Consider the following 14911-nt stretch of genomic DNA (forward strand, 5'->3'; position numbering starts at 1 on the left):
GACTTTCCGGCCTCGTGAAAAGGTGGGGCATGCAGAGGTTTCTCGATTCACTGGTGGACGAAGGCGCGGCCGGGGTGCTTCTGCACTTTCGGTCGCCGGAGCGGACCTGGGTCGGCTCGAGTGGAGTCGCGGAGCTCGGGACGGATCGCCCGGTCGATCCCGACGGGTGGTTCCGGGCCGGCAGTCTCACCAAGACCTTCACCGCCGTCGTCGTTCTGCAGCTTGTCGGAGAGGGCAAGGTGCAGCTGGATGCGCCCGCGCGGGACTGGTTGCCGGAGGTGCCGGCTGGGATCTCGGTGCGGCAGCTGCTCAACCACACCAGCGGGCTTCACAACTACACCGACGACCTCCCGGACGCGGCGGGAATCTTCCGGGACCGCTACCTGCACAGGGATCCGCGCGAGACGCTCCGGGTCGCGGTCGGCAAGCCGCGCCAGTTCGAACCGGGCGCTTCATGGTCGTACTGCAACACGAACTACATCGCCCTCGGCCTGCTGATCGAAGCGGTCACCGGAGGCGCATACGGCGATCAGGTGCGCGAGCGGATCCTGGACCCGGCCGGACTTCGCCGGACCGTGCTGCCGGGAGACGACGTGGAGCTGCCGGAGCCGCACGCCCACGCCTACCTGAACATCGACGACGAGTACGTCGACATCGCCCGGTGCAACGCCTCGCAGGCCTGGGCGGCCGGCGAAGTGGTGTCGACGGCGGCCGATCTCAACCGGTTCTACGCGGCCGTCCTGGGTGGCGAGTTGCTTGCGGAGGCCGAGCTGGAGGCGATGCTGACCGTCGTGGAGGCGGACGACTCGTTCGGGTACGGCCTAGGAATCGTGCGGCGGCGACTGCCGGACGGACAGGTCGTCTGGGGCCACCACGGCGGGTTCTTCAACTACCTGACGATCAGCTTCCACTCGGCAGACCTGTCCATGCAGCTCACCTTGTCCGCCACGGGCAGCAAGTCGGGCCAGCCGGAGACCGACCAGTGGCTGGTCGGTCTCCTGACCTGACTACTTCTGCACGAGTACGGCGACCGTGCGGGCCGGAACTGTGACGGTGCCGGACGCCGCGGTCCAGGTCGTCTGCTTCACCACCGGGTCCGATCCGGCGGCCTGAACCGGGGACAGGGACAGGTTGGCGCCGGCCAGGCCTGGGACCTGTTGCGTGACGGCCGAGCCGGTCGAGTTGAAGACGACCAGGACACCCTTGAGTGCCGGGTCGACGTTCGGGCCGACGGTGTCGTCGATCCGCATCGTGATCACGCCGGGATTGGCGCCGCTCAACGGGAAGCTGAGCTTCGCGTTGATCAGGTCGGCCGACCCGAGCCGGAACAACGGCGTCGAGAAGCGGAGCTTCAGCAGGTCGTGCGCTGCCGCTGACGCCGTGCCGACCTCCGATGCGGTCGGCTTCAGGGCCGGGTCGGCCAGCAGCGGCTTCATGAACGACCACTTGGCCTCGTTGTCCGGCTTCGGCGGCAGGCCGTGGCCGAAGCCGTTGTCGGCGCCGGTCCAGTCGAGCGTGTTGAACCAGTCGCCGGAGTCGTAGGAGTTCCGGTCCAGCGACTTGCTCCGCAGCAGGTCGGCGCCCGCGTGCCAGAACGACGGGGTCTGGGCCAGGGCGGTGGTCGCCAGCGACACCGTGTTCATCCGGATCCGGTCCGACATGGTCAGTGCCGTCGGCAACTTGTAGGTCAGCGCGTCCCACAACGTCTCGTTGTCGTGCGCGTCGACGTACGTGACCACCTCGTCCGGCTGGTCGGCGTACCCAGCCGGGTTGCCGTTGTAGTCGACCGCGTCGCCGCGGACGACCGCGCCGGTCTCGGCGGAGCGGAACGAGAAGCTCCGCAGGTTCGCCGCGAGCCCGAGCTGGATCAGGTCGGTGTCGTGGGCGAGCCGCTTCGCGCGCTCTGCCGGGGTGCCGTTGACCGCGTCGCCGTTCGGGTCGCTGGCGGCGCCGGACCCGAAGCCCTGGATCCGCGGGTTCTCGTCGAACGGGCCGCCGCCGCGGACCCCGTCGCGCAGCCGGTCGGAGAACGTGCCGATGCCGGTGCCGCCGAGGTTGCCCTGCCGGGCCTGCACGAACAGCGCGTCGTCCGCGACCTCGCCGAAGTTCCAGCCCTCGCCGTACACGTAGACCTTCTTGCCGTCGACGCCGTCCTTGGCCAGGGTCAGCTTGTCGAGCGCGGCCCGGACCTTGAGCATGTTCGCCTTGCTGTGGTGGCCCATCAGGTCGAACCGGAACCCGTCGACCCGGTAGTTCCTGGCCCAGCTGACGGTGCCGTCGACCATGATCTTCTCGGCCATCGCGTGCTCGGTGGCGATGTTGCTGCAGCACGTCGACGTCTCGACCTTGCCGGTCGCGTTCAGCCGCTGGTAGTAGCCGGGCACGACCTTGTCCAGCACCGACGTCGGCGCCTGGCCGGCCGACGGCGTGTGGTTGAAGACCTGGTCCAGTACGACGCGCAGCCCGGACTTGTGCAGTCCGCCGACCATCGTGCGGAACTCGGCGACCCGGGCCAGCCCGTCACGCTGGGTCGCGTAGGAGCCTTCCGGCGCGAGCCAGTGGAACGGGTCGTACCCCCAGTTGAAGCCGTCCTTCGCCGCGACCGCGGTGACGCAGGCCTGCTGCTGCTCGGAGTCGGGCGGGAACGACTTGAGGTCACACGCCGGCGACTGCTGACCGGTCTCCGGGATCGACGCGATATCGAACGTCGGCAGCAGGTGGACCGTGTTCAGCCCGGCGGCCGCGAGCGCGCGCAGATGCTTCGTCCCGTTGCCCTCGTCGGCGAAGGCGAGGTACGTGCCGCGGTGGGCGGCCGGAACCGTGGTGTCGTTGATCGAGAAGTCCCGGACGTGCAGCTCGTAGATCGTCGAGTCGACCGACCGGGCCAGCTTGGGCGCCGGTGTGTCCGACCACAGGGCGGGCTTCCCGGCCGGATCGTCGAGGTCGACTGCGACCGAGTGCGTCGAGTCGGTCGTCAGCGCGACCGAGTACGGGTCGGTGACGACGTTCGTCTCCACCTTGCCGGTCGACGGCGCGAACACGGTGACCTCGTAGCGGTACGACGCGTTCTTCCACGACCGTGGTCCGGAAGCCGTCCACGAGCCGTCGTCGTTGCGGCGCATCGGGACGGTGGACGATCCGATCAGCAGCTTGGCGTTCTGTGCGGTCGGCGCCCAGAGGGTGAAGGTCGGCTGACCTTTCCAAGTGACTCCGTACGAGCGCCCGGTCGCGCTCCCGTAGACGTCGTCGAGGACACCGGGTATCTGGACGCCGGTCGCGTCGAGCAGTCGCCCGGCGTCGTCGTACTGTGCCAGGCCGAGCTGGCCGGTGAGGATCTTCTTCACGTCGGCATGGTCGAGCCGCAGCGTCGTGTACCCGGGACGGACCTCGCGAGTGTCGTAGCGCAGGCCGGCCGACGAGCCGCCGATGTCGTCCGCGTCGACCTTGAGGGAGCCGTCGTACGACCAATGCAGCCGCCAGCGGAACCGCTCCGGGTGCGCGACCGCCGGTACGGCGAGGGTGTCCTTGCTGAGCCAGTACGCCTTGGCCTGGTTGAGGTCTGGCTGGGCGCCCGGTGTGGACGTGGTGACCGTCAGCACGTGCGTCGCAAGGACGTAGTTGAACGTGACGACCAGGCCGTCCGCGGGCACGGTGATCGGAATGTTGTTGGCCGGGTAGCTCTCGTCCCAGGACAGGTTGTGCGCGACCTTGGCCTCATAGCTCCCCGCTCCGATCTCCGTCGTCGACCAGGTGTACGTGCCGTCGCCGTCCTGGTCTGTCAGCCAGGGTCGCATGCAGGCCGGATCCCAGTCGTTCGTGCAGCCGAGCGCCTTCTGGAAGGTGCCGGGCACGGTGATGAGCGGGCCCTCGGCACTCGACGTGACGTAATGGCGGCCGTGCTCGTAGTAGAAGCTGACCGGGCCGTTCGGTGCGATGTAGGAGATGTTCGCGCCGTTCTGGTTACCGCCGGCGCCGTAGTTCTCGTCCCAGGTCTTGTTGATCGCGGCCTTGTAGGCGTGCTCACCGGCCGGGATCGTGTACGTGCCCTTCCAGACCTTGTCCTGCGGGTCCAGCGTCAGCTGCGCCTGGTCGCAGTCCGGAGACCAGTCAGCCGGGCAGCCCATCTCGCTGTTGTGGTCGCCGGGCACGCTCACGTTGGCCGGCTGGACGACCGGCCCGGTCCCGCCACCGCCGCCACCGGGCTTCGGTGCGTCGCCGACCACGCCGTACGAACCGGACACCGAGTAGTTGCCGGACACGTCCTTCAGTACGGCGCGGTACTCGAGCAAGGTGCCCTTCGGCAGCGCGGTCACGTCCTGGAAGACCCGGTACGGCGCGTTGTCGTCGGAGCCGAGTCGCTGCCAGGCCGTCGTACCCACCGGGCGGTAGCCGAAGGTCACGGTCACCGGGGTGTTCTCCGGCACCTCGGCGCCGATCTCGGCCCGCCCACCGACCGTCGCGCCCAGCTCGGGCGAGCTCATGTAGACGGCAGGCGCCTTGCTGCGGTTCGGGACCTTGTTCGCGGCCTGGTACACGGTCACCGACAGCGGTGGCTGGCTGATCACGACGCGGCCTTCGCGGTCGGTCTTGACGGCCTGCGAGCCGCCGTAGACCGGCTTCAGCCAGGTGTTCGGACCGTACGTCGGGATGGTTGCCGATTGTGCAGTTGTCGCATTGTTGGCAATCACCACGTACTCGACGTTGTCGGCGCCGAGGCGGCTGAACGCGTACAGCCCGCCGGAGTTCGACGAGTACCGGTGGACCTGGCGGCCGTCGGCGAGGGCCGGATACTTCGCCCGTAGCTTCTGCAACGCCGCGATGTGCTTGTACATCGGACCGTCGACGTCGTACCGGTCCTGGCTGCCGATCGTCGTCGTCCCCGTGCCGTCGACGATCTCGTCGTCCTTGTAGTCCGTGGTCTGCGTCGCGAACATGTCCTGCCGCGCGTCCTTGTCACCGCCGGGACCGGTGAAGCCTTGCTCGTCGCCGTAGTAGATGACGGGCTGACCGCGGGTGAGGAACATCAGCGAGTGCGCCAACTTGTCGCGGGCCAGCAGCTCCTGGCCGGCGGCGCCGCCCTGCTTGAGGAAGGTGCCGACCCGGCCCATGTCGTGGTTCCCGAGGAAGGTCGGCAGCTGGTACGCGTTCGAGTCCGCGTCGGTGTAGTAGTCGTCGTTCGCGTAGAGGTCGCGCAGCTTGGTGCCGGGGTCGCCCTTGGCGAACGCGACCGCGTTCTGCTGGAAGCCGAAGTCCAGCGTCGCCTGCAGCGCGCCCTGGGTGGTGTAGGTCGACATGAACTTCGGGTCGGCGTCGAAGACCTCGCCGAACATGAAGAAGTCCTTCGACCCCGCGCCCTGCGCCGCCGCCAGGATCTGCGGCGAGAACTTCTGCCAGAACTCCATGTTGACGTGCTTGACGGTGTCGATCCGGAACCCGTCGATGCCGAACTCGGCCCACGTCCTGTAGACGTCGATCATCCCGTCGCGGACCTTCGGTTGCTCGGTGAACAGGTCGTCCAGCCCGACGAAGTCGCCGTACTCGGCCGACTCACCGGCGAAGGTCGAGTCGCCGCGGTTGTGGTACAGCGTGGGGTCGTTCAGCCAGGCCGGGACCTTGACGGTCTCGTCGGCCGGGGTCCGGAACACCGGGACGTTCGGGAACGAGGTGTTGCGGTCCAGCGGCGGGAAGGTGTCACCGGCGGCGTAGTCCTTGTCGTCGAAGACGGTGCCCGACGCGTCCTTGTACGGCGACGTCGCCTTGGAGATGTAGCCGTACTGCCCGGACTGGTAGGCGATCACGTCCGCGGTGTGGTTGGTGATGATGTCGAAGAAGACCTTCATCCCCTTCGCGTGGGCGAGGCTGATCAGCCGCTTCATGTCCTCGTTCGTGCCCAGGTGCGGGTCGATCTGGGTGAAGTCGGTGATCCAGTAGCCGTGGTACCCGGCGCTGACGTCGTTGCCGGCGCCCTGCACCGGCCGGTTCTTGAACGACGGGGTGAGCCAGAGCGACGTCGTACCCAGGGACTTGATGTAGTCGAGCTTCTCGATCACGCCGGCCAGGTCGCCGCCGTGGTAGAAGCCCTTGTCGGTCGGGTCGAGCCCGGTGGCGAGGCGGTCGCCGGTCAGCCCGCCGGCGTCGTTCGACGTGTCCCCGTTGGCGAACCGGTCCGCCATCACGAAGTAGAACCGCTCCTTGGTCAGGTCCTGCCGCAGGCTCGGCGTCGACAGCGCCTTGTCCGCCGGCGTCACGGTCGCCCCGGCCAGGTCGACGGGCTTCACCGAGACGACATGGCTGGTGTCGTCGTAGCTGAAGACCAGCTTGGCCGGGCCCTCGATCCGCAGCGGGATGTTCGGGCCGTTCAGGACACCGCCGGCGCCGTAGTTCTCGTCCCAGCTGCCGTTGACGGTGACCTTGTACTCGTACGAGCCGGCCGGGACGTCGAACGTCTTCGCGTACGGCGCCGCCGTACCGAGGCTCGTCGCCGGACACGCGGGATCCCAGTCACCCGGGCACCCCAGCTCGCTCTGCAGCGACCCCGCCAACGTGATCACCCGATCCGCTGCCGACTGGGCCGGCGCCGGCGTCGCCGTACCGAGCCCGAGCACGATCACCGCAGCCGCGGTGAACCCCGCCGTCCATCGCCTGACCCCACGCATCACGGTCCCCTCCCGTTGATCCTGCCGCGGACGCTAACCCGCCCGATTCCCCCTGAGGAGACCTCAAAGATCACGGAACGGTCACTCCACCCCCACGCCTGGGCCGTCGAGTCGTCAAAAATGGCGCCGCCGAGCCAGAAATCCCAACCAAATTCGACAACTCGCCGCCCCGACTAGCACCCTCCCGCAGCGGAGCCCGCGAAACCACACCCGCGTCGTACCGCCAACCCACAACCCGCGCTCACCCCAAGCCTCAGCCGAGGAGCCCCGGGAGCGTCGTCTCGATCGGGGTGTGTAGGACGGTGGTCGCCTGCTCGTCGTACGGCGTGGGCTCGGCGTTGAGGATGATGAGGGGCTTGCCGAGGCCGAGGGCGATGTCGCACAGGCCGGCCGCCGGGTAGACCTGCAGCGACGTGCCGACGGCCAGGAACAGGTCGGCGGCCTCCGTGGCGGCGACGGCCGCGTCGAGGACGCGCTGGTCGAGCGATTGACCGAAGGAGACCGTGGCGGACTTCAGGATGCCACCGCAGACCTCGCACCCCGGGTCTTCCTCACCGGCGTCGAGGCGGGGGAGTACGTCGGCCATCGGAACCCGCCGGCCACACTCGAGGCAGTCGACGAACCAGATCGTGCCGTGCAGCTCGTGGACGATCTCGGGGGAGGACCCGGCCTTCTGATGCAGGCCGTCGACGTTCTGGGTGATCAGGCCGGTGAGCCGGCCCCGGCGTTCCAGGTCGACCAAGGCAAGGTGGCCCGGGTTCGGCTCGGCGGTCCAGGCGGGCGCGGCCAGCCGGTGCTTCCAGGCCTCCACGCGGACCGCCCGCGAGGCGACGTACTCGTCGATGTCGAACATCGCCGCCGCGGCCGGATTCTTCGTCCACAGGCCTTGCGGCCCGCGGAAGTCGGGGATCCCGGACGCGGTGGAGATCCCGGCCCCGGTCAGTACGGCAATGCGCTCGGCGTGGATCACGCGTCAGAGATTAGCTTTCCACTCCGGTGCCAGGACCGACATCACGATCGAGTCGACCCACTCGCCGTCCCAGTAGAGCTCGTCGCGGAGCCGGCCCTCGACGACGAAACCGGCCTTCTCGTACGCGCGCTGGGCCCGCGGGTTGAACGCGTACACGCCGAGGCTGATCCGGTGCAGCCCGATCTCCTCGATGCCGTAGCCGACGGTCAGCTTCGTGGCCTCGGTGCCGAGCCCACGACCCTGGCCGGACGGGCCGATCAGGATCCGGAAGTTGCAGGACCGGTTGTCCGGGTCCCACTCGTTCAGCACCGCCTCGCCGACGGTCGCGCCGGTCGCCTTGTCCACGATCGCCAGGTCGAGGCGGTCGGTCTGGTCGTTCCGGGTCCGGTACCACTGCCGGGCCTTCTCCTCACCGATCTCCCCATGGCTCCCGGTCAGCCTGGTCACGTCCGGGTCCGCCATCGCCTCGGCGAGTGCTTCGTAGTCGGCCTCGTCCACGGGACGCAGGATCACGAGCTCACCGGTCAGCGTGGGCTTGTACGAGAAGTCGGTCACGGACCGCAGTGTGCCAACGGAGCCGACGGCACCGCGAGAGGTTTTAGCCAAGTCGTCGTACGACGCTGTGCTCAATTGAGACGTCGTACGACGTAGTGCGGGGAGTCTGCGGAGACGAGCTCCTGGCCGCGGAGGCGGCACCAGGCCGGGATGTCGGTGGCGGCGGCCGGGTCGTCGGCGAGCACGGTGATCGTGTCGCCGATCTCGATCGTCGGCAGCAGTTTCGCCAGCTTGATCACAGGCAGTGGGCAAAGCAGGCCGAGGCAGTCGAGGTCGGTGTTCACAGGCCGACCTCCGCCCGGATCCGCTGCACGATGCCCGGCAGGACGGTGGCGAACCGGTCGATGTCGCCGTACGTCGTGCTCCGGCTGAGCGAGACGCGGACGTTGCCGTGGGTGAGGACGCCCATCGCGGCCAGGACGTGGGACGGTCGCAGCGTGCTCGACGTACAGGCCGAGCCGCTCGAGACGGAGAAGCCCTCCGCGTCCAGAGCGGTCACGAGGGCCTCGCCGTCGACGTACAGGCAGGAGAAGGTGAGCACGTGCGGGAGCCGGTCGTCCGGGTCGCCGACCACCTCGACGTCCGGGACGCCCGCGGCGACGCGGTGCCGGAGCTCGTCGATCCAGGCCCGGTGCTGCTTATTCAGGTCCTCGGCCTCGGCGAGCCGGGCCTGCAGGGCGGCCGCGGCGGCCAGGGTGTTCGGGACGTCCGGGAACCCGGGGGAGAGGCCGTCCTCCCGCTCGTCCATCGGCCAGGCCGGCGCCAGCCGGGTCCCTTTACGGACGGCGAGCAGCCCGACACCGGCCGGTCCACCCCACTTGTGCGCACTCGCGGCCAGCGCCGACCACCCGGCCGGTACGGCGTCGTGCCCGATCGAAGCGGACGCGTCCACGAACAGGGGTACGTCGCCACACGCCTCAGCCGCCGCCTCGACCGGCTGCCGCGTGCCGACCTCGTGGTTGGCGGACTGCAGCGCGGCCACCGCGACTCCCGGCTTGCCCACCTCAGCCTTGAACGCGTCCAGGTCGACCCGGCCGACGCTGTCCACACCCACCTCGACCCCGTCGCTCGAGGCCGTGTGCAGTACGGCGGAATGCTCGACGGCGCTGTGGACAACCGCGGTACCGACGCGCCTGCGGGCGGCCCGGATGGCGGTCAGCCCGGCGTGGACGGCCGCCGTACCGGAGGTGGTCAGGAAAAGCTCGTCCGGCCGCACTCCGACCGCGTCCGCAAGCACCGCTCGGGCGTTGTCCAGCAGCAGCCGCGCAGTCCGTCCCTCGTGGTGCAGCCGGACCGGATCGGCCCAGCCGGAATCGACTGCCGAGAGCAACATTTCCCGCGCCGCCGGATGCAGAGCCTCCGCCGACGCAGCGTCCAGGTATGCACGCTCGCTCACACGGGAAACGCTAGAGCATGTCTGCCCCTCCGGTGCCGTCGCGAGGAGGTGCTCGGTGGAGTGGCTCGGTGTGCTGGAGTGAGGGGCTCGATGCGGAGCATCGTGACCTTTGCTCCAGTGCAGCGAGACGCCCACCGAGTGCCCCGCAGCAGGCAGCGGAGGGGCAGACATGCTCTCGGCCCTACCTATGCGCAGGACGCCGGAAGGTGTCCAGTAGTGTTTGGTCGTCAGTCTCACTTGGGAAGGGAAAGGCGCCCCGTGGGTTCGAACGGCACGCCCGGAGTGGACGAGCGCGCGGCATATCCTGCCGACGCCACACGTCCGGGAAAGCGACGCCTGCTGGTCGGTACGGGAGTGGTGCTCGGCACCCTGCTGCTGACCGGTTGTTCGTCGGAAACCACTGAGCAGTGGAAACGACTCGGGCTTCCCGAGGGCGCATCGGACCGGACCGAGGCTGTCCGCAGCCTCTGGATCGGCGCCTGGATCGCCGCCCTGATCGTCGGCGTGATGGTCTGGGCCCTGATCCTGTGGGTCGTCGTGCGGTACCGCAAGCGCACCGACGACGCTCCCAAGCAGGTGCGGTACAACCTGCCGCTCGAGGTGCTGTACACACTGGCGCCGTTCGCGATCATCGGTGTGCTCTTCTACTACACCGTCGAGCACGGCAACCAGATCACCGCGATGTCGAACCAGTCGCAGCACAACATCAACGTGGTCGGCCAGCAGTGGCAGTGGACGTTCAACTACAAGGAGAACGTCGACGGGCAGGAGGGCGTCTGGGAGACCGGCACGCTGGACAAGCCTGCCGAGCTGTGGCTCCCGGTGAACGAGTCGGTCCAGTTCGACCTGACCTCGCCGGACGTCATCCACTCCTTCTGGGTCCCGTCCTTCTACTTCAAGCTGGACGTCATCCCGGGCCGGACCAACAAGTTCGAGCTGACCCCGACCAAGACCGGGACGTTCGCCGGCAAGTGCGCGGAGCTCTGCGGGCTCTACCACAGCCGGATGATCTTCTCCGTCAAGGTCGTCACCCGCTCCGAGTACGACGCGCACCTGCGGGACCTGGCCGCCAAGGGCCAGACCGGCGCCGCGACCGGTGGCCAGGACGCCACCACCATTCCTGGTCATGGGCCAGAGGAGGGCGAGAAGTGACCGACTTCGCCGAGCGCACCGGCGCTATCGGTGCTACTACCGCACTGCCCCGGCGGCGCAGCAAAGGCCAGCTCGCGGTCAAGTGGTTGACCACCACCGACCACAAGCTGATCGGGCACATGTACCTGATCGTCTCGTTCGCGTTCTTCCTGATCGGCGGTGTGATGGCGCTGGTCATCCGCGCCGAGCTGGCCAAGCCGGGCCTGCAGATCGTGAACGAAGAGGTGTACAACCAGCTCTTCACCATGCACGGCACGATCATGCTGCTGCTGTTCGCGACGCCGCTGTTCGTCGGGTTCGCGAACGTGATCATGCCGGTCCAGATCGGCGCCCCGGACGTCGCGTTCCCGCGGCTGAACATGTTCAGCTTCTGGCTGTTCCTGTTCGGCGGCCTGATCACGATCAGCGGGTTCTTCACCCCGGGCGGCGCGGCCGACTTCGGCTGGTTCGCCTACGCTCCGCTGTCGAACGCGGTCCGTTCGCCGGGCGTCGGCGGTGACCTGTGGATCATGGGCCTGTGGATGGCCGGTCTGGGCACCATCCTCGGTGCGGTCAACTTCGTCACCACGATCATCACGATGCGGGCGCCGGGCATGACGATGTTCCGGATGCCGATCTTCACCTGGAACATCCTGGTGACCTCGATCCTGGTGCTGATCGCCTTCCCGATCCTGGCCGGCGCGCTGCTGATGCTGGAGGCGGATCGAGCCCTGGGGGCTCACGTCTTCGACGCCGCGAACGGCGGGCCACTGCTGTGGCAACACCTGTTCTGGTTCTTCGGGCATCCCGAGGTGTACATCATCGCCTTGCCGTTCTTCGGCATCATCACCGAGATCCTGCCGGTCTTCAGCCGCAAGCCGGTCTTCGGCTACATCGGCCTGGTCTGCGCGACGCTGGGTATCGCGGTGCTGTCGGTGGCGGTGTGGGCGCACCACATGTTCGTCACCGGCGCGGTGAACCTGCCGTTCTTCTCGTTCATGACGTTCCTGATCGCAGTCCCGACCGGGGTGAAGTTCTTCAACTGGATCGGCACGATGTGGGGCGGGTCGGTGTCGTTCGACACGCCGATGCTCTGGTCGGTGGGCTTCCTGACCACCTTCCTGTTCGGCGGCCTGACCGGCATCATCCTGGCTTCGCCGGCGCTGGACTACCAGCTGTCCGACTCGTACTTCGTGGTCGCGCACTTCCACTACGTGGTGTTCGGCACCGTGGTGTTCGCGATGTTCGCCGGGTTCTACTTCTGGTGGCCGAAGATGACCGGCCGGATGCTCGACGAGCGGCTCGGCAAGCTGCACTTCTGGCTGCTGTTCATCGGCTTCCACACCACGTTCCTGGTGCAGCACTGGCTCGGCGTCGAGGGCATGCCGCGGCGCTACGCCTCGTACGGCGCCAACGAGGGCTTCACCACGCTGAACGAGGTGTCCAGCATCGGCGCCTTCGTGCTCGGCCTGTCGATGCTGCCGTTCTTCTACAACGTCTACAAGTCGCGCAAGGCGCCGCTGGTGGGCGTGGACGACCCGTGGGGCTGGGGCCGCTCGCTGGAGTGGGCGACCAGCTCGCCGCCGCCGCGGCACAACTTCGACCGGCTGCCGCGGATCCGGTCCGAGAGCCCCGCGTTCGACCTGCACCACGCAGACCTCGCGCTGGCCGAGTACCCGGACAACCGGGCGCCGAAGGACAACCTGCTCGACGCCGGTGAGGACGAGGGCCGGGTCGAGCACCTGGAGCGGCAGGCCGCGACGAGCGAGACCGAGGGGAAGGACAAGGCGTGAAGGTCGAAGCCTGGGTCTTCGGGATTCTGAGCGTGTTCGTGCTGGTCGTCACGCCGATCTACTGGCTGATGTCGGAGGACCCGACCGGCACCACAGCGCTGGTGATGACGTTCTTCCTGTCGCTGCTGGTGGCGTTCTACCTGAGCATCACCGCGCGCCGGATGGACGCCCGGCCGGAGGACCGCAAGGAAGCGGAGATCGTCGAGGGGGCCGGTGAGCTCGGCTTCTTTCCGCCGTACTCGTGGTGGCCGCTGTGGTGCGGGCTGACCCTGTCGGTCGTGGTGCTGGGTGTCGTGTTCGGCTGGTGGCTGTTCATCGCCGGCTGCGGGATCGGCATCGTGACGCTGTCGGGGTTCATCTTCGAGTACTACCGAGGTGACCACGCTCACTAGCTGAGCGCCGTACGGGCGCCATCCGGAAGCCAACCGGATGGCGCCTTCGTGCGTCTTAGGGGGTGCCACCCGGAGTACGGTCCGTTGTGGTCCGTACCACTTGAGTGGCGATGCGTTGCCGGGATCTGTCGGTTCGGCGGGTTACTCTGGGCGGCGGTTGGTTTGAACAGGGGAGAGCTGGGGAATGGTGATCGGTTCGGTGCGGAAGCACGGCCTTGCCGTGGCGGGGATCTGCGCGATGCTGCTGGTCGGCACCGCGTGCAGTGACACCGAGGCGGGCGGCTCGCCGTCGACGACCGGCGCGACCCAGAGCAGTGGTACGCCGGGGGCGTCGACCACTCCTGGTGCGTCCACCACGCCGACCCAGGACCCGGCCGCGGCCAGCGTGTCCGTGGTCCCGGCCAAGGGCGCGAGCTCGGTCAAGCCGGACACCGAAGTGACCGTGAAGACCTCGGTCGGCACGCTGAAGGACGTCACCCTCGAGGATGACGACGGCGACAAGGTGGCCGGCAGCTTCAACACCGACAAGAACGAGTGGACCGCCGTACCGCAGCTGAAGCCGGGTGCGACGTACACGCTGACCGGCTCCGCCGAGGGCACCGACGGCGCCAGCGTGCCGATCAGCTCCACCTTCAAGACCCTGAAGGCCGCCAAGAGCCTGAAGGCCTCGGTCGCTCCGCTGAACGGTGAGACCGTCGGCGTCGCGATGCCGATCCAGATCTACTGGAACAACCCGGTCACCGACCGGGCCGCGGTCGAGAAGCGGCTGAAGGTGACCACCTCGGTCCCGGTCGACGGCAGCTGGCACTGGGTGAACAGCAAGCAGGTCAACTACCGGCCGAAGAACTACTGGCCGGCCGGCACCAAGGTCACGGTCAGCATCGACACGCAGGGCGTGAACGCCGGCAAGAACACCTGGGGCGCGGCCGGCCGGAAGATCTCGTTCGCGATCGGCAAGTCCGTGGTCACCAGGATCGACGTCAAGCGGCACACGATGTCCGTCGTCATCAACGGCAAGCTGGCCCGGACCATCCCGATCACGGCCGGCAAGTCCGGCTTCACCACCCGCAGCGGGGTGAAGGTGATCATGGAGAAGTTCCCGGTCAAGCGGATGGACGCCCGGACCGTGGGCATCAAGCCCGGCGACCCGGAGTACTACGACATCCACGACGTGAAGTGGGCCCAGCGAGTCACCAGCTCCGGTGAGTTCATCCACGGCGCCCCGTGGTCGGCCGGCAGCCAGGGCAGCGAGAACGTCAGCCACGGCTGCGTCGGCATGAGCCTCGCGAACGGCCAGTGGTACTTCCAGCAGACCCTCCGCGGCGACCCGGTCATCGTCACCGGCACGACCCGCACGATGGAGCCCGGCAACGGTTGGACCGACTGGAACACCACCTGGGCCAACTACAAGGCCGGCTCCGCCCTGTCCTGAGCCCGGCGCCAGTACTGGTAGGTGAGGGCCGCCAGGAGGGGGCCCCAGGCCATCATCGGGGCGTAGGCGAGTAGTTGGACTGTGGTGGCTGGACCTGGGGTCATGGTGGTGTCGAAGGTTGCGTTCGTAAGGGCTGCGGCTGGGACGCCGATGGTCCAGATGGCGGTGAGGGCCAAGGAGCCTGCTGCGGCTGGGATGACGGCTATGAGGCGGGGGAGTGGGCGGCCGGCGAAGCGGGTCGGGAGCCAGTCGGGGTAGGTGTCGCCCCAGCGTTGGATGAGGCCGAAGGCGAGGAGAGCGAGGGCCTCGCTGAGGACGCAGAGGAACAGCAGGTAGAGCGCTCCGTGCAGGGTGTTCAGCTCGGAGCGCTCGATCCAGCCCTCGTCGTACCCGGCGGGGAAGCGGACGATGATGCCGATCCGCCAGACGGCCGACGGGATCGTGCAGAGGGCGATGACGTGGGCGGCGGCCGGGGCCAGGACGGTACGCCGGGCGCCAGCTGAGTCCAGCGGGATTTGGTGTCGGTGTGCATGGATCGACCGTCTCGTGACCGGCGGACCCGGCCCAGGTGCCGATCGGCACATCT

General features: G+C 68.2%; 11 protein-coding genes. 5 read left to right on the forward strand and 6 right to left on the reverse strand.

Annotation, left to right across the window (positions count from 1 at the left end):
* Positions 1 to 29: 29 nt before the first annotated feature.
* On the forward strand, positions 30 to 1007 hold the full coding sequence (locus ACIBGM_RS18225; RefSeq protein WP_396386234.1) for a serine hydrolase domain-containing protein: 978 nt from the start codon (positions 30 to 32) through the stop codon (positions 1005 to 1007).
* Here ACIBGM_RS18225 and pulA read toward each other — a convergent pair whose 3' ends face one another.
* The 5 genes from pulA to ACIBGM_RS18250 all read right to left on the reverse strand — a co-directional run bounded on the left by pulA (position 1008) and on the right by ACIBGM_RS18250 (position 9577).
* On the reverse strand, positions 1008 to 6656 hold the full coding sequence (gene pulA / locus ACIBGM_RS18230) for a pullulanase-type alpha-1,6-glucosidase (RefSeq protein WP_396386235.1): 5649 nt from the start codon (positions 6654 to 6656) through the stop codon (positions 1008 to 1010). It abuts the gene before it with no gap.
* Between the two features lie 253 nt (positions 6657 to 6909).
* Complete coding sequence (locus ACIBGM_RS18235) at positions 6910 to 7626, reverse strand: Sir2 family NAD-dependent protein deacetylase (protein WP_360535476.1); 717 nt, start codon at positions 7624 to 7626, stop codon at positions 6910 to 6912.
* Between the two features lie 3 nt (positions 7627 to 7629).
* A complete protein-coding gene (locus ACIBGM_RS18240) occupies positions 7630 to 8181 on the reverse strand; it encodes a GNAT family N-acetyltransferase (protein WP_396386236.1) in 552 nt (183 codons plus the stop codon).
* A 71-nt stretch (positions 8182 to 8252) separates the two neighbouring features.
* The gene (locus tag ACIBGM_RS18245) at positions 8253 to 8465 is read right to left on the reverse strand and encodes a sulfurtransferase TusA family protein (protein WP_360535473.1); all 213 of its coding nucleotides are present in this window, start codon (positions 8463 to 8465) and stop codon (positions 8253 to 8255) included.
* Entirely contained in the window at positions 8462 to 9577 is a 1116-nt protein-coding gene (locus ACIBGM_RS18250; RefSeq protein ID WP_360535471.1) for an aminotransferase class V-fold PLP-dependent enzyme, read from the reverse strand. The genes ACIBGM_RS18245 and ACIBGM_RS18250 overlap by 4 nt, the downstream gene beginning before the upstream one ends.
* A gap of 258 nt (positions 9578 to 9835) precedes the next feature.
* On the opposite strand from ACIBGM_RS18250, the gene coxB reads away from it, so the two are divergent.
* The 4 genes from coxB (at position 9836) to ACIBGM_RS18270 (ending at position 14325) form a co-directional block, all read left to right on the forward strand.
* On the forward strand, positions 9836 to 10729 hold the full coding sequence (gene coxB, locus ACIBGM_RS18255) for a cytochrome c oxidase subunit II (RefSeq protein WP_360535469.1): 894 nt from the start codon (positions 9836 to 9838) through the stop codon (positions 10727 to 10729).
* A gap of 119 nt (positions 10730 to 10848) precedes the next feature.
* Complete coding sequence (ctaD, locus tag ACIBGM_RS18260) at positions 10849 to 12501, forward strand: cytochrome c oxidase subunit I (protein ID WP_396386494.1); 1653 nt, start codon at positions 10849 to 10851, stop codon at positions 12499 to 12501.
* Positions 12498 to 12893 carry a cytochrome c oxidase subunit 4 gene (locus ACIBGM_RS18265; RefSeq protein WP_360535467.1) on the forward strand — a complete coding sequence of 132 codons (396 nt, stop codon included), beginning with the start codon at positions 12498 to 12500 and terminating at the stop codon, positions 12891 to 12893. The genes ctaD and ACIBGM_RS18265 overlap by 4 nt, the downstream gene beginning before the upstream one ends.
* 184 nt (positions 12894 to 13077) lie before the next feature.
* Complete coding sequence (locus ACIBGM_RS18270) at positions 13078 to 14325, forward strand: Ig-like domain-containing protein (RefSeq protein WP_360535465.1); 1248 nt, start codon at positions 13078 to 13080, stop codon at positions 14323 to 14325.
* Here the strand turns inward: ACIBGM_RS18270 and ACIBGM_RS18275 are convergent.
* A complete protein-coding gene (locus tag ACIBGM_RS18275; RefSeq protein WP_396386237.1) occupies positions 14298 to 14909 on the reverse strand; it encodes a hypothetical protein in 612 nt (203 codons plus the stop codon). The two genes, ACIBGM_RS18270 and ACIBGM_RS18275, sit on opposite strands and share 28 nt — an antisense overlap.
* Positions 14910 to 14911 lie beyond the last annotated feature (2 nt).

Source organism: Kribbella sp. NPDC050470 (genome assembly GCF_044458365.1).
In the GTDB taxonomy this organism is placed as follows: domain Bacteria; phylum Actinomycetota; class Actinomycetes; order Propionibacteriales; family Kribbellaceae; genus Kribbella.